We start from the raw sequence: 16,095 nt of genomic DNA, 5'->3' as shown, positions 1-16,095 counted from the left end.
GCGTTCGAGGCGTTCACATCAGTACGCGTACGAGGTGTTGCCGCCGAGCGAGGCCGTGACGTCCTTGATCGCGGATCCCTCGTCGAGGATGTCGACGGGCGCGTAGCGGGCGGTGTTGGTGCCGTTGCCGAGCTGGCCCTCGCTGTTGTCGCCCCAGGTGAAGACCTTGTCGGCGGTGACGGCCATACCGTGACGCGCGCCCGCCGCCAGGTGCTGGACGCCTTCCAGGCGGCGGATCTCGATGGGCGCGGTCCGGTTCGTCCGGGAAGCGCCGGCCTCGAAGTTCTCGTCGGGTTCCAGGAGTTGGCCGTACTGGTTGCTGCCCCAACCCCAGATCCTGCTGTCGCTGGTGCGGGCGTAGTTGTGGTCGGCGCCCGCCTCGATCTCGACGACGCCCTCCAGCCAGTCGACGTCGACCGGCACGGTGGAGGAGGTGGTGCTCGAATCGCCCAGCTGGCCGTAGAGGTTGTACCCCCAGGACTTGACGGTGTTGTCCGAGGTCCTGGCGAGGGCGTGGTGGCAGCCGGCGTCGATCTCCACGATGTCGTCCAGTCCCTGGACCTTCACGGGTACGGAGCTCAGCGCGCGGCTGCCGTTGCCGAGTTGTCCGTGGACCCCGCGCCCCCAGGCGTACACGGCGCCGTTCTCCAGGAGGGCCAGGCTGAAGTCGCAGCCCGCCGAGATCCGCGAGACCCTCGGGGGCAACTGGACCCGGTCCGCGACCGTGCGGCCTTCGCCGGTGCGGTTGTTGCCGAGCTGGCCGTAGGCGTTGTTGCCCCAGGAGTAGACCTGCCCCCGGGTGTCGAGGGCGAGGGCGTGCGACCCGCCGGCGGCGATGTCCTTGATGCCGTTCAGGCCCGGGACGGTGGCGGGCACCGCCTGGGCGGCGCGGCCGCCGTTGCCCAGCTGGCCGGAGGAGTTGTGCCCCCACGCCTTGACGGTCTTGTCCGTCAGGGCGAGGACGAAGGAGTCGGACGAGGAGGTGCCTCCGGCCGACATCTTGTCCACGTCGTTCCTGAAGAGGCTCGTCACCGAGGCGGGGGAAAGGCTGTCGGCGCGGGAGCCGTTGCCGAGCTGTCCGGTCCGTCCCGCACCCCAGGCCAGAACGGTCGGATTCCCCTCGTTGGCGCCGGCCGACGGGGTCGCGGCCGGTACGGCGGTCAGTGCCACGGCTGCCACGGCGGCGGTGGCGAGCGTGCGCGGGGCCAGGTTGCGGCTCTTGGGACGGGACATGGAGTCTCCTCGACGAGGGGTGGGGGGCAGGCGGGGACGGGCCGGAGTGGCAGCGGGCCCCGGCGCGCGGTGTTCGGGGACGCGGCAGGGCGCACGGTGCTCGACGGTCGGGAAGGTGCCGAGGGCGTACGAGGCCCATGGCGGTGTCGGACGGACACCGGCACGCGAGTCAGGGATACCAGCGGATCGCCCGAATGATTCCGGAGTGTGAGCGGAAACCGCCGAACCCACCCGTGCGCCCGCCCTCCGTACGGGTTGCGGTGATCGGCGGCGGGCCTGCGCCGTTGCGGTGAAACCGGGATCGCCGCGGCGCGTTGCGGTGCGTTTCGCGCGAACACGGCCGGTCGGCCGCGGCCACGGGGGTGAGCCGATCGCGTCCGCACGGCGTGTCGGTGGCCCGCGGCGCATCGAACGGGTTCCGCGCGCCGGCGTCGTCGGCGGGCCGGGAGGGTCTGCCCGCGTGTCGGCGGCCCCCGAACGGCTGTGGATCCGGCCGTTTCCACGGACCCCGTACAAGATCGGCCGATGAGGTGAGGCACCACCGCACCCCGCTCGGCGCATGGAAGGGAAAAGGACGACTGGTTACTTTGAGTGCACACCCAGGTCGGTGTCACCCCCCTCTTCGCTGTCCCCCGGAGTGGTCATGCCCCCATCCGTTCGTCGGTCGCGCCCTCTGCTCGTACTCGCGTCCCTCCTCGCCGCCACCGCCCTGTGCGGGCCCGCCACCACGGCGGCAGCCGCGGCGCCCGTACCCCACACCCGCCCGGTGCCCGCCGACGACGAGGAACCCTGCCCCGGCGGCGAACCCAAACCGTGCGGCGCGGCACCGGCGGAACGCGACACCGTCGAGTCCGGCCGCAAAGACGTCACGAAGGACATCGGCAAGGCCAACGGGGACATCTCGGACGCCAAGAAGCAGATCGCGGAGTGCCGGCCCGAATCGAAGACGTGCATGACCGGCCTCGCCGGATCCGGGGCGGATGAACACAAGGGCATGGACGAGACCCGCCAGGGCCTGGACGCCTTCAAGCCCGCGCCGGCCGACAACGCCACCGGGGTGGTGAAGGGAGCGTGCCCGGCGTTCGCCGCCGCACTCCCCGCCGTGCTCGCGGCACCGGGCGGCGGCCCGTCCGAACTGACCGAAGTCTGCGAGCTGATGAACCCGTGACCGACGCGAACCCCTCCGCCCGCCGCCCCGGTACCTCCGGGGCCGTCGCCCTCGCCGCCACCCTGGCGCTGGTTCCCGCCCTCCTGCCCTCACGCGCGGCCGCCGAACCCCCGCCGAAGGCCCCCGCGATCCCGGCCGTGCAGGCCTTCGACGGAGACAAGCCGCTGGCCTCGGCGGCCCGTGTCCGCGAGTACTGCGCGGCCCACCCCGGAGGCTGCCGCTTCACGATCGATCCCCTCGCGTCCGGCGAGTACTACAGCGCCGTCAAATCCTTCGGAAACGCCGTGGTCAACTGCACCCGGGACCCGGTCACCGTGGTGCGCGACATCACCCTGCGCACCAGCAGCACCGACAACCTCGGCGGCGAGATCACCGGCAAGATCGCCGTCGAGGGCCAGATCAGCGCCACGGGCGAGGTCACCGCCGGGGTCAGCGCCAAGGGCACCGGGGAATTCACCACGCCGAACAAGCAGCAGGGCCCCAGCGCCACGGTAGGTGCCGAGGCGGGGGTCAACGGCAGCGGCAAGGTGGGCGGCTCCGTCGGCGTCAAGGCGGCCTTCGAGGGAGCGTTCAAACTCTCCTACCAGCGCAGCTGGGTCACCGACCAGACCGAGAAGACCACCTACACCACCACCGTCCGGTCCGGTGAGGCCCTCGCCTTCGGTGCCAGCGCCGCCATGCAGCGCGTCGCCGGCACGCTCACCACCGGCACCGGCCTCAGCGCCCGCAAGGTCGTCGTCGACGGCCCGTCCACCGTCAACAACAGCACCTTCATGGCGGACACGTTCCAAGTGCCCCGCTCGGTGTGCGACCGCTCGGGCACCAAGGGCAAGAGCGACGTCGAGATCAACGCCGAGGCGGCGCGGCAGATCGCGGCACGGCAGGAGAAGAACCGGACCGCCGCGGAGACAACCGCCAAGGGGATCAAGGCCGTCGGCGACAAGATCGCGCAGTGCCCGCCGGACTCCGCCACCTGCATGGAGAACCTGTCCGGCAAGGGCGAGCGGGAGGAGGGCGGGATCAAGGGCATGGCCGACACCATCACCTCCTTCCGGCCCGAGCCCTCCGACAACGGCGCCGAGGCGGCCTCCACCGTCTGCAAGAACTTCCCCGCAGCCCTTCCGGGGGGCGCCGCGGAGCAGGGCCAGGCACCCTTCCCCGCTTCCCGGGTCTGCTCGCTCCTCGGATCCGAAGCCGCACCCACCGCCCCGGAGAAGGGGAGCGCCCCATGAACCGCACGGCCCTTCGCCGCAGTCGACTGCTGCTGCCCGTCCTCGCCCTCGGCCTGGCCGTACCACCGGCCGGTACGGCCGCCGCCGACGCCGGTGCCCGGCCGGGCCCGGAGGCCGTACCGGTGGCCCGGGGCCTGACCGCCGACGACCGCGAGGTGCGGACGGACGAGATCGTGGAGTACTGCGGAACCCGGCGCGATGCCTGCACCTTCCTGATCGACACGTCCCGCAGCCGCGAGTACGCCACCGCCGTCACCTCCCTGGGCAACGCGGTCGTCAACTGCACCACCGACCCGATGACCGTCGACCGCACCGTCACCCTGCGCACCGGCAGCTCCGACAACATCGGCGGAGAGATCTCCGGACGGGCCACGACCGAGGGCACCGTCACCGCGACCGGCGAGGTCACCGCCAACCTGGCCGACGAATCCTCCAACGGCCACAAGACGCCGTACCTCAACACCGGCCCCACGTCGGAGAACGGCACCAGGAACACCGTCTCCAGCGGGTCGAGGGAGTCCGGTTCGACCAGCGTCAAGCAGGCGTTCGAGACGGCCTACAAGTCGACGTACTCACGCGCCTGGACGACCGAGAACACCGAGACCACCACCTACCGCACGACCGTCAAGCCCTACGACATGCTCGTCTTCGGCGCGAGCGCGGCGATGCGACGCGTCGTCGGAACCCTCGTCACCGACCGGGGCGAGAAGCTCACCGACGTGGCGGTGGACAGTCCCTCCATGGTCAACGCGAGCCGGTTCGTCGCCCAGACGTACGCCGTCCCCGACGGCCTCTGCGGACGCAAGCGCCCCGGCGGCGACACCGCCGCCGACGAGGACAACGCCCTTGCCGACCACGGCCGACGCCCGCCCCGCTGAGGAGTCCACCGCCATGTCACACCCCCGCCGTCCGGCCGTCCGCCCCACCCTGCTCACCCTGGCCGCCACGGGACTCCTGCTCCCCGCGCTGCTCGCGACCGATGCCGCGGGAGCGGACGAACCCACCGGGGCCGCCGCGGCCGCCGTGGAGAACGAAGTCCCCGTACTCAACGGAGACTTCGCCGATCCGGCCATCAAGGGCGACCAGTCCACCGTCGCCCTGAACCACTGGACCGGCCTCAACCAGCGCTTCTCGGCCGCCGCTTCGGGCCGGACCGACGGCGCGAACGGCGTCGGCCTCTCCAAGGCAGACAACACCCTCCAGCAACGGCTGCGCGGCGTGCGCACCGGATCGAGGGTCACCGTCACCTACGAAGACAGCCCCGCCGTGGCCAAGGAATGCGCCCCACAGGAGGTGGCCGACGGCCAGCCCTACACGGTGCACGGCAGCGGCGGCCCCGTCCAGGCGATGACCACGGCACCCGACCCGGGCCGCACCAAGGGCAAGCCGGGGCCGGGACGCTGGACGAAGCGGACGTACGAGTTCACCGCCGACGAGAACGAGCCGCTGCTCACCTTCACCTCGAAGGTCACCGCCACCCTCGCACAGATGCCCTGCTCGCCCATGGTCACCCGGATCCGCGCCGTCGAGGTGCCGCTCCCCGCGGACAAGACGATCGACAAGTACGCCCTCGGCACCGCCGAGGCGTACAAGGACAACGAACGCGAGGCCTGGCTGCACAACGCCGCCGCCGCGTGCAACGGCGAGAACGCGTGCACCTTCCAACCCGACCCGCGCGGCTCGTTCCGGTACTACGACACGTCGCGGGTGATCGGAGAGGCCTTCGTCAACTGCACCCGCAACGCACTGGACCACAGCCGCACCCTCTCCTACACGGAGCGCGGCCACGACAGCGTCTCCCAGACCTACGCCGCCGCCCATCTCCGCCTCGACGAAGTGGCCAGGCTGCCCACCACCGGGGACCGGGCGGAGGACAGGAAGCGCCTCGCCGCCCGCCCGATGGCCGCCCAGCTGGCCCTCGCCTACGAGACCGCCTGGCAACGCCCGTTCCAATGGTTCAGCAGCGACCAACGGACGGTCGTGGAGCGGATCCAGCCCGGCGAGGTCAGCTGGGTTGAGCTGCAGCCCAGCCGGGAGCGGGTCGAGGGGTGGTTCGTGAGCGGGAAGGACGACTACCGGCTGCACGCGGTGATCGACGCCCCGTCCCGTGCCGTGCCGGACCGCATCTTCCAGCGCACGGGCCCGATGGCGGAAGCGGAGAAGCAACGCTGCGCCGCAGCCCGACCGATGACGACGACCCCCGTGGGAAGCGACACCCCGGCCGCCTCGGCGGACAAGGGCCTCCTGGAGGTCTCCCCACCGACCGCACCGAGCGTCCGTCCGGCACGCAGCGTCCCACTGCCCTGATGTCACCGTCCGGCTCCCGGCCGAGGACGGCACCCTGACGCCCACCTGCGGCCGGGTGCGCGAGGCGGTGGCGGATCACCGCCGCGGTACGGTTCGGTCCGGGAAGCGTGGGACGGGCTCTGCCCGGCAAGGAGGAGACGTCATGGCCGCCGGACGAATACTCGTCGCGGACGACGACGCCGCGATCCGCCGCTCATTGGAGCGTGGCCTGCGGCTGAGCGGCTTCACCGTGCTGCTCGCCGAGGACGGGCCCCGCGCGCTGGAGCGGCTCGCCGGGCCCGGCGCCGACGTCGTGGTGCTGGACGTGTCCATGCCCGGTCTCACCGGCATCGAGGTCTGCCGCGACCTGCGTACCCGCGGCGACGAGACGCCGGTGCTGATGCTCTCCGCGCTGGACGAGCTCGCCGACCGGGTCGCCGGTCTCCAGGCGGGAGCGGACGACTACCTGGTCAAACCCTTCGCGCTGGAGGAACTGGTGCTGCGCGTCCAGGCTCTGCTGCGCCGCCGCCCCGCTCCGCCCCCGCCCTGCGACCTGTTGCGCGTCGGCCCGCTGGTGATCGACGAAGCCACCCGTCGGGTAGTGCACCATGGGGCGGAACTCCATCTGACCGGACGCGAGTTCGGCCTGCTGGTGCAACTGGCCAGGAACGCCGGAATCGTGCTCGGCCGGGACCGGCTGCTCGACCGCGTCTGGGGCTACGACTTCGAGGTGCGTTCCGATGTGGTCGACACGTTCGTCAGCTACCTGCGCCGCAAGCTGGAGGACGGCGGCCGCCCCCGGATGATCCACACCGTGCGCGGTGTGGGCTTCGTGCTCCGGGTCCCGGAGATACCGGAAGGACGCGGCGGCGCGTGAGACTGTCCACCCGGATCGCGCTGTCGGTCACCGTGATGGTGCCCCTGCTGGTGCTCGCCGCCGGCCTTCTGCTGCTGGCGCTCGTCAACCGCGACCTGCGCCACCAGCAGGACGCCCGGCTGCAGGAGCGGGCCACCGCCGTCCTGCCGGACGTGCGGACCTTGCTGAACGCCGAGCGCAACGGCCGGCCGAAGGTCGAGCAGAACCAGAACCGCAAAGTGCTCGGCGGCGCACTGGACGCCGGGGTCAGGGTGGTCGCGGCGGACGGCGCGCCGGTCCTGACCGGTGGACCCCAGCCCGACGGGACCCTGCCCGCCACCGAGGGCGGCCCGGTCACCGTACGGGCCAAGGGCCACACCTGGCGAGTGCTGACGGTCAAGGTGGAGGGCCCGTCGCCGGGAACGCTCTGGCTGTCCTCGCCGACGTCGGCATCCGACCCGCAGATCAACGCCGTACGGCGCCGCATGTTCCTGGTGGCGCTCCTCGCGGCTCCCGTCTCCGGACTGCTCGCGTACGCCGTCGCGGACCGGGCCACCGTCTCCCTGCGCCGGCTCAGCCGCCGGGCCGCCCACCTGGATCCGAGCACCGGAGCAGCGGGCTTCACGGCCGCCGAGCGCTCGCGGATCACGGAGGTCGACGAGCTGGCCTCCTCGATCGCCGATCTGCTGGCCCGGTACGAGGAGCAGGCAGGGCGCACGACACAGGCACTGGACGCCGCCCGCTCGTTCTCCTCGGCCGCCTCGCACGAGCTGCGCACCCCCCTGATGAGCATGCGGACCAACCTCGATGTCCTGTCCGCCCACCCCGATCTGTCCGCCACCGAACGCGCCGAGGTGGTCCAGGACCTCCAGGACGACCACGCCCGGATGCAGGAGTTGCTCACCGCGCTGAGGACGCTCGCCCAGGGCGACCTGGTGGAGGTGTCCGCCTTCGGTCCGCTCGACCTGGCGGAGTTGGTCGACTCGGTGGTCACGGAGACGGGGCGTCGACACCCCACGGCGAGGGTGAGCTCCGAACTCCCCTCCGAACTACGGTTCTTCGGCTGGGACACGGGCCTGCGGATCCTGCTGGCCAACCTGCTGGGCAATGCCGTGGCGCACGGCCACCTGCCCGGCGAGCCGGCCGTGATCACCGTACGGTTGCGTGCGGACGGCGGCTCCGCGCTGCTCACCGTGGACGATGCGGGGCCCGGTATCCCGCCCGCCGACCGGACGGCGATCTTCCGCCGCTTCCACCGCCGGCCCGACAGCCCCGGTTCGGGGCTCGGCCTGACCCTGGTCGCCCAGCAGACGGCGCTGCACCGCGGCACGGTCACCGTCGCCGCGCCGCCCGGCGCCGCGGGCAGCCGGTTCGAGGTGCGACTGCCGGTACTGGTCGCCGACACGACGACGCTGCGGCTGCCGGTGGTGCGGGACTGGATCTCCCGCAGCGGCTGACCCGACGGCTCACAAAGAAACCACAAAGACGCCCGCTACGGTCCTGCCCGGTCGGACCGCGCACGTGTCCGACCCTCGTGGATGCGAAGGAGACCCTCGATGCGCCCGAACCGCACGGCAGCCGCTGCCATCGGAACGCTCACCCTGGCCGGCGTCCTCGTCGCCGCCCCCGCGCAGGCGGCCACGCCCAAGCCCGCCGCCTCGAAGGGGGCTCCGAAGGGCGACGGCTCCAAGGCGATCTGCAAGCGACTGCCGGAGACCGACAAGCGGATCGCCGCCGCGATCACCCGGCTGGGCGCGGACGCCACCGTGCCGGGCTCGATCGCTCGGCTGGAGCAGCGCGTGGCCAACGCCAAGGCCGAAGGCCACACGGAGGTCTACACCTACCTCAACAACCGGCTCACGTTCCGCAAGAACCTGCTTCCCACGCTGAAGGCCCGCCAGACCGACCTGAAGTCCGTCGGCACCTGGTGCGCGTCCCAGAACGCCGCGGGGAGCCAGAAGTGATCAGCCGTCGCGCCCGGGGCCTCGCCCTCGCCGCCCTCGCGTCGACGGCCGCCCTGCTGCTCACCGGCTGCGGCTCGAACGCCGACCCGGCGCCCGACCGGGCCGCGCGGACGCAGACCGAGGGCGGTGCGGACGACGCACAGGCCAAGGAGATGCAGCGCATGCTCGACGGCGCGAACGAAGCCGCCGACCAAGCCGACTCGGACGCCACCCAGAACAACTGACGCGCCTGCCCCCTCCTGCCCCGTTCCCCCTTGCGGGGCGGGGGCCCGGCCCGGCCGGGGCGGCCTCCGCCTCGACGGCGTACCGGAAGGGCCGCGTCCGGTCGGTACGAGTCCCGCACGACCAGGGGACAGCTGACCGGACATGCGAAGCGTTGTAGGCTGCCGAGACCGCCCTTGACCTGCGTGAAGCGGGCAGGGAGCAGACAAATCGAGAGTATTCGCATGCTTCGTACCATGTTCAAGTCCTACATCTGATATCCGGACGTTTCCGCAGGTCAGCGGCGTGTCGTCGGGACTTCGGTCAGCAATCGGTCAGCATCAGCCCCTCGGTTGGTCACGGAGGTACACCAGTCGGCGGTCGTGCACGCTGCTGGTGCTGAGACTTGTCCGCGCGCTGAAGCCCGGCTACCCGCCACCGCAGGCTCGGGCTGCCTTGGAGCGCCGATTGCGCCGGACCGAGGCAGAAGCAGAGAGGCTACGAGTGCGGCCGGCGCGAACGAGGACAGGACGTCTGGACAGACGGGCGCCGTGACCTGCCCTCAGTTGTGTCGATCGGAGCCCTTCCGCGCCCCGTCACGCCAGCGGTGATGGATGGGTGCCTGCCCGAGTGCATCGGGCGCGACATCAGGGCGCTGGCCGGGCAGGGGCAGAGCTGTACGCGCATCGCGGAGAACGCTTCGACCCGAGCCCGCGCCTATGGTCGGGTGTGGGGGCGGCCGGCGGACATGACCAGGCGGATGTCGCGGAGGGCGGAGAGATCGGTGAGCGGGTCGCCGGTGACCGCGAGAAGGTCGGCGCGGTAGCCAGGGGAGAGGCGGCCGGTATCGGAGGCGACGCCCAAGGCCGTGGCGGCTTCGACCGTGGCCGAGTCGATTGCCTCGGCAGGCGAGAGACCGATGTGGCGGAAGAACTCCAGGCTTGAAACGAACCCGTCGAAGACCGCGTGCGTGACGCCCGCATCGGTGCCCGCGATGAGACGCACCCCCTGTTCCGCCATCCAGCGCAGGCGGCCGAACATCTCCTCCGCCCGCTCGGCGCCGAACCGCTGCGCGAAGCCGCGCCAGTCGGGGCTCGCCGCCGGGCACACCCGGATCTCCTTCGCCACGATGTCCGCGACGAGATCGTGCCGTACGTCGAATCCGTCCTGGGCCATCCAAGTGCAGTGCTCCAAGGTGGTGACCCCGGCCGTGACCGCGGCCTCGATGCCGATGGTGCCGTGAGCGTGTGCTGCTACGGGCAACCCGGCCCGGCGTGCCTCGGCCACCACCAGGCGCAGCTCGGCGGTGGTGAACTGAGCTTGCCAGACCGGCGGACCGCCCTTGGTGATACCGCCGCCGGTGGCCATCACCTTGATCACATCGACGCCGTCCTCGGCGTTGCGCCGGACGAGCTTGCGCAGGGCAGCCTCGTCGTCCACCTCACCGCCGAAGAACCAGCAATGGCCACCTGGGCGTGTCAGAGGGGTACCGGCGCTGAGGATGCGGGGGCCGATGACCTCGTTGTGTGCGATCGAGTCGCGCAGCCGCAGAGCCAGGCCGTTGCGGTCGCCGAGGTCCCGCACGGTCGTCACACCCGATTCGAGCAACTGCCGGGCCCGCTCCATCATCCCGGCCAGCAGATCGACGTCGTCCGTGGCCAGCAGCGCCGTCACGGGATCGGGTCCCGCGTCGAGCGCGAGATGGACATGGCAGTCGATCAGGCCGGGAAGCAGGGTGCCGTCGGGGAACGCGAAGGTCCTGGCCTCGGAGGAGGCCAGGACCTCGATCTCGGGCCGCAGGCCTGTGGCGACGATCGTCTCGCCCCGGACGAGTACGGCCCCGTCCAGCAGCCGCTGACCGCCGGGGCCCGTCACGACCTGCCCGGCCGAGATCAGATATTCCATGGAATGTCACCTTCGTGCAGGTCGCTTCGGAAATTTCAGTCAGGCAGGGAGGTCCGCAGCGCGTCCGAGAGGAGGACGAGTTGGCGCACGTCGTCGTCGAGGGCGTCCCCTCGGGGCAGAGCGATCGCGACAGCCCCTGAGGGCGCCGGTGCCCCGGCTACATACGCCTTCAGTGCGCGGTTCAAGTGGTCCGCTACCACCTGGGGCGGTAAGTGCTCGACCGGCCCCGACTCCTTGAGCTGCGAAAGGTACGGACTGAGTCGCACGAGGCCGTCGCGGCATTCGATCACCCGGCGGTAGTACCGGTGGTGCACGCCCCGGGGATTGAGTCGACCGGGCCACCCGTCGGACGGCGCCCGGTTCAGGGCGTTCTCGGGGAATGCCTCGTGCAGGGCCACCCACAGCGGGGTGAGCCGCTGGTGGGTGCGCCGGTGCCGCCGCCACAGACGGAGCGAGGTCACTCGGCTCGCTGCTCCTGGATAGTTGACGCCGATGACGAACAGCGGGATCGCCAGGTCCAGCAGCAGCTTGACACCGCTGGTCACAGCCATTGGTACGGTGCCGTGGAACGCGCGGACCACTACGAGAACTCCGCGGACGGCGTCGGCCCCGACCATGCATGTCAGTGAAACGGCGACCAGGCGCAGTCCGATGGCCAGCGAGCTGCACGCATCCCCGATGTATCGTAGGGTCCACCGCAGCGCCATCGCGAGCGCGTACACCAGGTAGACCCCGGCTGCCAAGTAGAAGACGGCGATACTAGCCACCTGCATGTTCGCCGTCGCATAGACATGGGCGCGCTCGCTGCGCGGGGTCGCGAGCGTGGCCGCCGTGATCACGACTGCGGTGACCGCGAGCGGGATGAGTTCGATCCGGGCGCGTCGGCGGCCTGTGCGTGGATCCGACGCCGATTGCAGGTAGAAGCACATCAACCAGTACGCGGTGCCGAGCAGCAAGATGTTCTGAATCAGTTTCGCCGTACCCGTGCCCACGGTGGCGTCGACGTCTGCGGCGACGCTCCGCAGCCCCATGGGGAAGGAGAGCGAGGCGCAGATGATGCAGTAGGTCACGGCCCGGAGCGGCCGGTCGTGCGGGGCCTTGGCGATCTGGTGGAGCATGCGGACGAGGGCGAGGAGGAGCACCACGCCGAGCAGGGCGGTCAGCATGTCACAGCCACCCGCGCCGATCGGTCAGAGCCGTTTGGACGCGACGCGCCGCGGAGTCCCGAGGGGCCAGTTCGGCAGGGGTGTTCATGACGCAGGCCCATTCGAGAATGATGGTGGCCATCATCTCGGCCTCGCGCTCGTGTTCCTCGTCGTACGACGTCCGTCCGAGGAGCCGCTTGACCATGTCGGGCGAGATGTTTGGCGTGATCGCGCAGAGCAGCGCATCGTCGAGCCCGCCGCTCTGGTGGTCGGCCAGGATGTGCCCGATCTCGTGCAGGATGATGTGGTCCTGGTGGGCCTTGCTGGTCTCCTGCTGGTGGAAGATGTAGTCGGTGGTGTCGGTGGCGATCCACAGTCCGTACGGGCCGCTCGCCGGCAGTCTGTAGGGGACGAGCTGAATGGGGCGGTTGCGGCGCTCCCCCAGAAGTCTGCACAGGACCCTGACGTTCAGTGGTGGCTGGACCCCCAGGGACCGGAGTTCACGTTTGCAGCGCCGCCGTAACTCTCGATCTTTCAGCAATGTTTCCGTTCCTCCCCCAGGCCTCACCGGCCCCATGGCCTAATCCAACATGAGTCGGCTTCGGACAGACAGGTGGAATCAGGTCATGATCGCGGAGTTTCATCGAAGCGACCTGCTCGCGTCGCAGGCCCCTTGCGCGCTGGATGAGTCCGCCCCTCGCGCGCGGCCGTGCTCGAACGCGCGCCCATGCCTCCGAGAGAACCGTGGCAGGGGCCTCCGGGGCCCGGGGGAGCGACGCTCGACCCGGCTCCGGCACCCTGCCCGGGGACACGGGCGTGGCCGGATCCGCATGTCGAGTCCTGGCCACTCACGTGGGAGCTGGTTCGCGCCGGTTCGTTTGGCGTGAGGCTTTGCGGGTCGGAGCGGGCTCTACAGCGGGGCGGGTGGCCCCGACGGGTCCTGGTCGATTCCCTCCAGCTCCCGGACCCGCTCGATCACCTCGCTGATGGAGTGGAGGCTCCGTTCCGAGAGGCCGGCGGTGCGCAAGGCGATTTTCTGGACGTTGGTGTCCCGCAGGGCCCGGAGCAGAGCCAGCTCGCTGTTGACCGCCTGGGTGACCTCGTCGTCGAAGAAGTAGGTGGGCGGCACACCGAAGAAGCCTGCCAGTCCCTCGAGGTGACGCAGGGTCGGATTGTCCCGCTGTCCCTTGCGCAGCAGCCAGATGTAGCTGCCGGAGATGGGTACGCCGGATGCGGTGATCTCGCGTGCGACCTCCTCTACGGAGTAGGGACCACGGCCAGCAGGGGTCATGCTGGCGAACAAGTGGTTCAGCTTGCTGGACAGGCTGTTGGTGGGCCTGTTCTCGGATTCGGTCATGCGCGCCCCTCCGGGTTCGAAGGCGTACCTTACTCGCTGGCAACCTCGCTGACTGGTATGTACCAGTAGATCGATCGGGTTCCAACGTCAGTTGACGCATCTCGACCGATCTGGATAACCTCCCGGAGGTTCATCGACTGATGTGCGACGCCGCCTCCAAGTTTGGCAACACCAGTCGGAAGGGGTGTGTGACTGCCGGGCGATGGTGTGTCCGTGCGTCCCCACGGTGAACTTCCCCCTTTTCTGTGTTCCGCTCGTGCTGTCTCCGCATCGGATTGAGGGTGTTTTGTCGATGGACTGCTTATTGGTGGGCTTCAACGACACGGATTTCGCCGAGTACGTCGAGACCGTCAAGCTCATGGGGGAGGGCTCCGGCGCGTTCCAGGACCTGCGGCTGGCCTACGTTGAGCACGAGGGGCGTCCGCTGCGCGCGCTGGACCTGCTGACGGAGCTCCACAACGCCGAGAACCCGCAGGCTCCGCAGTACTTCCACAACTCCGACTTTCTCTGGCCGGTGATCACCTACCTCGGTAGTTACCTGCACCGCTCCGGGCTCAGCTTCGACTACGTGAACCTCTTCCACCTGGAGAAGGAGCAGCTGCGGAAGAAGCTCGTCTCCCAGGACGTGCTCACCGTCGCGATCACGACCACCCTGTACGTGTCGGCCCAGCCCATCATCGAGATCGTGAACTTCATCCGGGCCCACAACAAGACGGCGCGGATCGTAATCGGCGGCCCCTATGTCGCGAACCAGGCGCAAATGGTCTCCGGGCCGGACCTCGAGGCACTGCTCGACTACCTCGGCGGCGACATCTATGTGATCGGCCGCGAAGGGGAGAAGACCCTCAGCCGTGTCATCCACGCCCTCAAGGGGGACGGGGACCTGTCGAAGGTGCCGAACCTGGCGTACCGCAAGGGGGACACGTTCGCACTCACCCTTCCCGAGGTCGAGTCGAACGACCTGGCGGAGAACATGGTCGACTACAGCCTCTTCCCCGCCGAGGCGATCGATGCGTTCGTGACCACCCGCACCGCGAAGTCCTGCCCGTTCTCCTGCTCCTTCTGTGGATTCCCGCAGCGGGCCGGTAAATACACCTACCTCGACATCGACTACGTGGAGAAGGAGCTGGACCGCCTCAGCCGCATCGGTTCAGTCACCACGGTCACCTTCATCGACGACACGTTCAACGTGCCCAAGGTCAGGTTCCGCGAGATTCTCCGCATGATGATCGACAAGGGGTACGGATTCCGCTGGAACTCCTTCTACCGCAGCGACCACGGTGACAACGAGACCATCAAGCTGATGCGCGAAGCCGGATGCGAAGGTGTCTTCCTGGGCATCGAGTCCGGCAGCGACGACATGCTGAAGCGGATGAACAAGACCGCCCGGCGCAAGGACTACCTCACCGCCCTGGAGGCCTTCAACGACGTGGGCATCTCGGCGTACGCCTCGCTCATCGTCGGCTTCCCCGGCGAGACCGAGGACACCGTGGCCGAGACCCTGAGCCTCATCGAGCAGGGCCGTCCCGACTTCTACCGGGCTCAGCTGTGGTACGCGGACCCGGTGACGCCGATCTGGCAGAAGCGGCAGGAGTACGGAATCCAGGGCGAGGCGTTCAACTGGTCCCACAACACCATGGATTCCGACACCGCCTGCGACATCATCAACGACATGTTCACCTCGGTGAAGAACTCCATCTGGTTGCCGCAGTTCGGGTTCGAGCAATGGAGCCTGTTCTACCTCCAGCGCCGGGGCATGAGCCTTCCGCAGATCAAGGACTACCTGCGGGGGTTCAACGCCGCCGTTGCCGAGCAGATCGACGAGCCCGGACGCCGGGAGATCTCACCGGACCTTCTGGCCGGGCTGCGGGAGAGCTCCCGCTTCGTCGTGCCCGCGCGCAGCTGATCACAGGATTCCAGGACGAGAGGAGAACCGATCCTTCATGCCTTCCGACGACGGGGCTGGTGTAAACCGAGCCGAAGATCTCGCTGATGCGGTGGCGGTTGTGGGTATGGCCGGGCGTTTTCCGGGTGCGGGGGATGTTGCTGCGTTCTGGCGGAATGTGCGGGAGGGTGTGGAGTCGGTTTCGTTCTTTTCGGAGGATGAGCTGGCTGCTGAGGGTGTTTCGCCTGAGGTGTTCAAGCATCCGGATTATGTGCCGGCGAAGGCGGTGCTGGACGGGTGGGACCGGTTCGACGCGTCGTTCTTCGATTTCAGTGCGCGTGATGCGGAGTTGATGGATCCGCAGCAGCGTTTGTTCCTGGAGACGGTGTGGCTGGCGATGGAGGACGCGGGGTACGCGCCGGGCGGGATCGGCGGCGGCCGCGTCGGCGTCTACGCCGGCGCATCCTCATCGACGTATTTGCTGACACGGATCGCCGGACATCCGAGGGCCGCAGAACTGCTGGCCGATTTCCAGACCCAGCTCGGCAACAGCGGTGACTTCCTGGCCAGCCGGGTGGCGTACAAGCTGAACCTCAACGGTCCGGCGATGACGGTGCAGAGCGCCTGCTCGACGTCGCTCGTCGCTCTGCACCAGGCCTGCCAGGCACTGCTGTGTGCCGAGTGCGACATGGCCGTCGCAGGAGGGTCCGCGATCCAGCTGCCGCAGCGTACCGGCCACCTCTACCAGCGGGGCGGAATCCTCTCACCGGACGGTCATTGCCGGGCGTTCGATGCGTCTGCCGGTGGGACGGTGGGTGGTTCGGGTGTGGCTGCCGTGGTGTTGAAGCGGTGGCAGGACGCGG

Annotated in this window: 15 protein-coding genes; 10 read left to right on the top strand and 5 right to left on the bottom strand. The window is 69.6% G+C overall.

Translation table 11 applies throughout. The features are described 5' to 3' along the window. Positions 1 to 18 precede the first annotated feature (18 nt). On the bottom strand, positions 19 to 1,233 hold the full coding sequence (locus ACFYZL_RS38610) for an RCC1 domain-containing protein (protein ID WP_388685666.1): 1,215 nt from the start codon (positions 1,231 to 1,233) through the stop codon (positions 19 to 21). Between the two features lie 643 nt (positions 1,234 to 1,876). Here ACFYZL_RS38610 and ACFYZL_RS38605 point away from each other — a divergent pair. The 8 genes from ACFYZL_RS38605 to ACFYZL_RS38570 all read left to right on the top strand — a co-directional run bounded on the left by ACFYZL_RS38605 (position 1,877) and on the right by ACFYZL_RS38570 (position 8,963). Beyond that, positions 1,877 to 2,401, top strand: coding sequence for a hypothetical protein (locus ACFYZL_RS38605; RefSeq protein WP_388685664.1), 525 nt, complete (start codon positions 1,877 to 1,879; stop codon positions 2,399 to 2,401). After that, positions 2,398 to 3,633: a hypothetical protein gene (locus tag ACFYZL_RS38600; RefSeq protein WP_388685662.1), complete on the top strand. Its 1,236-nt coding sequence runs from the start codon at positions 2,398 to 2,400 to the stop codon at positions 3,631 to 3,633. The genes ACFYZL_RS38605 and ACFYZL_RS38600 overlap by 4 nt, the downstream gene beginning before the upstream one ends. Beyond that, complete coding sequence (locus ACFYZL_RS38595; protein WP_388685659.1) at positions 3,630 to 4,511, top strand: hypothetical protein; 882 nt, start codon at positions 3,630 to 3,632, stop codon at positions 4,509 to 4,511. The genes ACFYZL_RS38600 and ACFYZL_RS38595 overlap by 4 nt, the downstream gene beginning before the upstream one ends. Before the next feature lie 13 nt (positions 4,512 to 4,524). Beyond that, the gene (locus tag ACFYZL_RS38590) at positions 4,525 to 5,940 is read left to right on the top strand and encodes a hypothetical protein (RefSeq protein ID WP_388685657.1); all 1,416 of its coding nucleotides are present in this window, start codon (positions 4,525 to 4,527) and stop codon (positions 5,938 to 5,940) included. 142 nt (positions 5,941 to 6,082) lie between these two features. Continuing rightward, entirely contained in the window at positions 6,083 to 6,796 is a 714-nt protein-coding gene (locus tag ACFYZL_RS38585; protein WP_384746582.1) for a response regulator transcription factor, read from the top strand. Further along, positions 6,793 to 8,232, top strand: coding sequence for a sensor histidine kinase (locus ACFYZL_RS38580; RefSeq protein WP_388685654.1), 1,440 nt, complete (start codon positions 6,793 to 6,795; stop codon positions 8,230 to 8,232). The genes ACFYZL_RS38585 and ACFYZL_RS38580 overlap by 4 nt, the downstream gene beginning before the upstream one ends. 99 nt (positions 8,233 to 8,331) lie before the next feature. Further along, positions 8,332 to 8,739: a hypothetical protein gene (locus ACFYZL_RS38575; protein ID WP_384746584.1), complete on the top strand. Its 408-nt coding sequence runs from the start codon at positions 8,332 to 8,334 to the stop codon at positions 8,737 to 8,739. After that, positions 8,736 to 8,963, top strand: a complete 228-nt coding sequence (locus ACFYZL_RS38570; protein ID WP_384746585.1) for a hypothetical protein — start codon at positions 8,736 to 8,738, stop codon at positions 8,961 to 8,963. Before ACFYZL_RS38575 ends, ACFYZL_RS38570 begins: the two co-directional genes overlap by 4 nt. A gap of 694 nt (positions 8,964 to 9,657) precedes the next feature. Here ACFYZL_RS38570 and ACFYZL_RS38565 read toward each other — a convergent pair. From ACFYZL_RS38565 to ACFYZL_RS38550, 4 genes are all read right to left on the bottom strand, one after another. Next, positions 9,658 to 10,845, bottom strand: a complete 1,188-nt coding sequence (locus ACFYZL_RS38565; protein WP_388685651.1) for an amidohydrolase family protein — start codon at positions 10,843 to 10,845, stop codon at positions 9,658 to 9,660. 35 nt (positions 10,846 to 10,880) lie between these two features. Further along, positions 10,881 to 12,011: an MAB_1171c family putative transporter gene (locus tag ACFYZL_RS38560; protein WP_388685648.1), complete on the bottom strand. Its 1,131-nt coding sequence runs from the start codon at positions 12,009 to 12,011 to the stop codon at positions 10,881 to 10,883. Position 12,012: 1 nt separating this feature from the next. After that, positions 12,013 to 12,531: a hypothetical protein gene (locus ACFYZL_RS38555; protein ID WP_388685645.1), complete on the bottom strand. Its 519-nt coding sequence runs from the start codon at positions 12,529 to 12,531 to the stop codon at positions 12,013 to 12,015. A 369-nt stretch (positions 12,532 to 12,900) separates the two neighbouring features. Then, positions 12,901 to 13,347, bottom strand: a complete 447-nt coding sequence (locus tag ACFYZL_RS38550) for an XRE family transcriptional regulator (RefSeq protein ID WP_388685643.1) — start codon at positions 13,345 to 13,347, stop codon at positions 12,901 to 12,903. A gap of 292 nt (positions 13,348 to 13,639) precedes the next feature. On the opposite strand from ACFYZL_RS38550, the gene ACFYZL_RS38545 reads away from it, so the two are divergent. After that, positions 13,640 to 15,253, top strand: a complete 1,614-nt coding sequence (locus ACFYZL_RS38545; protein ID WP_388685641.1) for a PhpK family radical SAM P-methyltransferase — start codon at positions 13,640 to 13,642, stop codon at positions 15,251 to 15,253. Positions 15,254 to 15,290: 37 nt separating this feature from the next. Further along, on the top strand, positions 15,291 to 16,095 hold an 805-nt coding region (locus ACFYZL_RS38540; RefSeq protein ID WP_388685639.1), incomplete at its 3' end, for a beta-ketoacyl synthase N-terminal-like domain-containing protein.

Source organism: Streptomyces sp. NPDC001717, from assembly GCF_042892775.1.
GTDB lineage: Bacteria > Actinomycetota > Actinomycetes > Streptomycetales > Streptomycetaceae > Streptomyces.
This window is presented reverse-complemented; position numbering and strand designations above follow the sequence as displayed.

Excerpts from the sequence above, each read along its gene's own strand:
- ACFYZL_RS38585 (WP_384746582.1), top strand. The coding sequence starts at position 6,083 with ATGGCCGCCGGACGAATACTCGTCGCGGACGACGACGCCGCGATCCGC.
- ACFYZL_RS38545 (WP_388685641.1), top strand. The coding sequence starts at position 13,640 with ATGGACTGCTTATTGGTGGGCTTCAACGACACGGATTTCGCCGAGTAC.
- ACFYZL_RS38605 (WP_388685664.1), top strand. The coding sequence starts at position 1,877 with ATGCCCCCATCCGTTCGTCGGTCGCGCCCTCTGCTCGTACTCGCGTCC.
- ACFYZL_RS38560 (WP_388685648.1), bottom strand. The coding sequence starts at position 12,011 with ATGCTGACCGCCCTGCTCGGCGTGGTGCTCCTCCTCGCCCTCGTCCGC.
- ACFYZL_RS38590 (WP_388685657.1), top strand. The coding sequence starts at position 4,525 with ATGTCACACCCCCGCCGTCCGGCCGTCCGCCCCACCCTGCTCACCCTG.
- ACFYZL_RS38610 (WP_388685666.1), bottom strand. The coding sequence starts at position 1,233 with ATGTCCCGTCCCAAGAGCCGCAACCTGGCCCCGCGCACGCTCGCCACC.
- ACFYZL_RS38550 (WP_388685643.1), bottom strand. The coding sequence starts at position 13,347 with ATGACCGAATCCGAGAACAGGCCCACCAACAGCCTGTCCAGCAAGCTG.
- ACFYZL_RS38595 (WP_388685659.1), top strand. The coding sequence starts at position 3,630 with ATGAACCGCACGGCCCTTCGCCGCAGTCGACTGCTGCTGCCCGTCCTC.
- ACFYZL_RS38565 (WP_388685651.1), bottom strand. The coding sequence starts at position 10,845 with ATGGAATATCTGATCTCGGCCGGGCAGGTCGTGACGGGCCCCGGCGGT.
- ACFYZL_RS38575 (WP_384746584.1), top strand. The coding sequence starts at position 8,332 with ATGCGCCCGAACCGCACGGCAGCCGCTGCCATCGGAACGCTCACCCTG.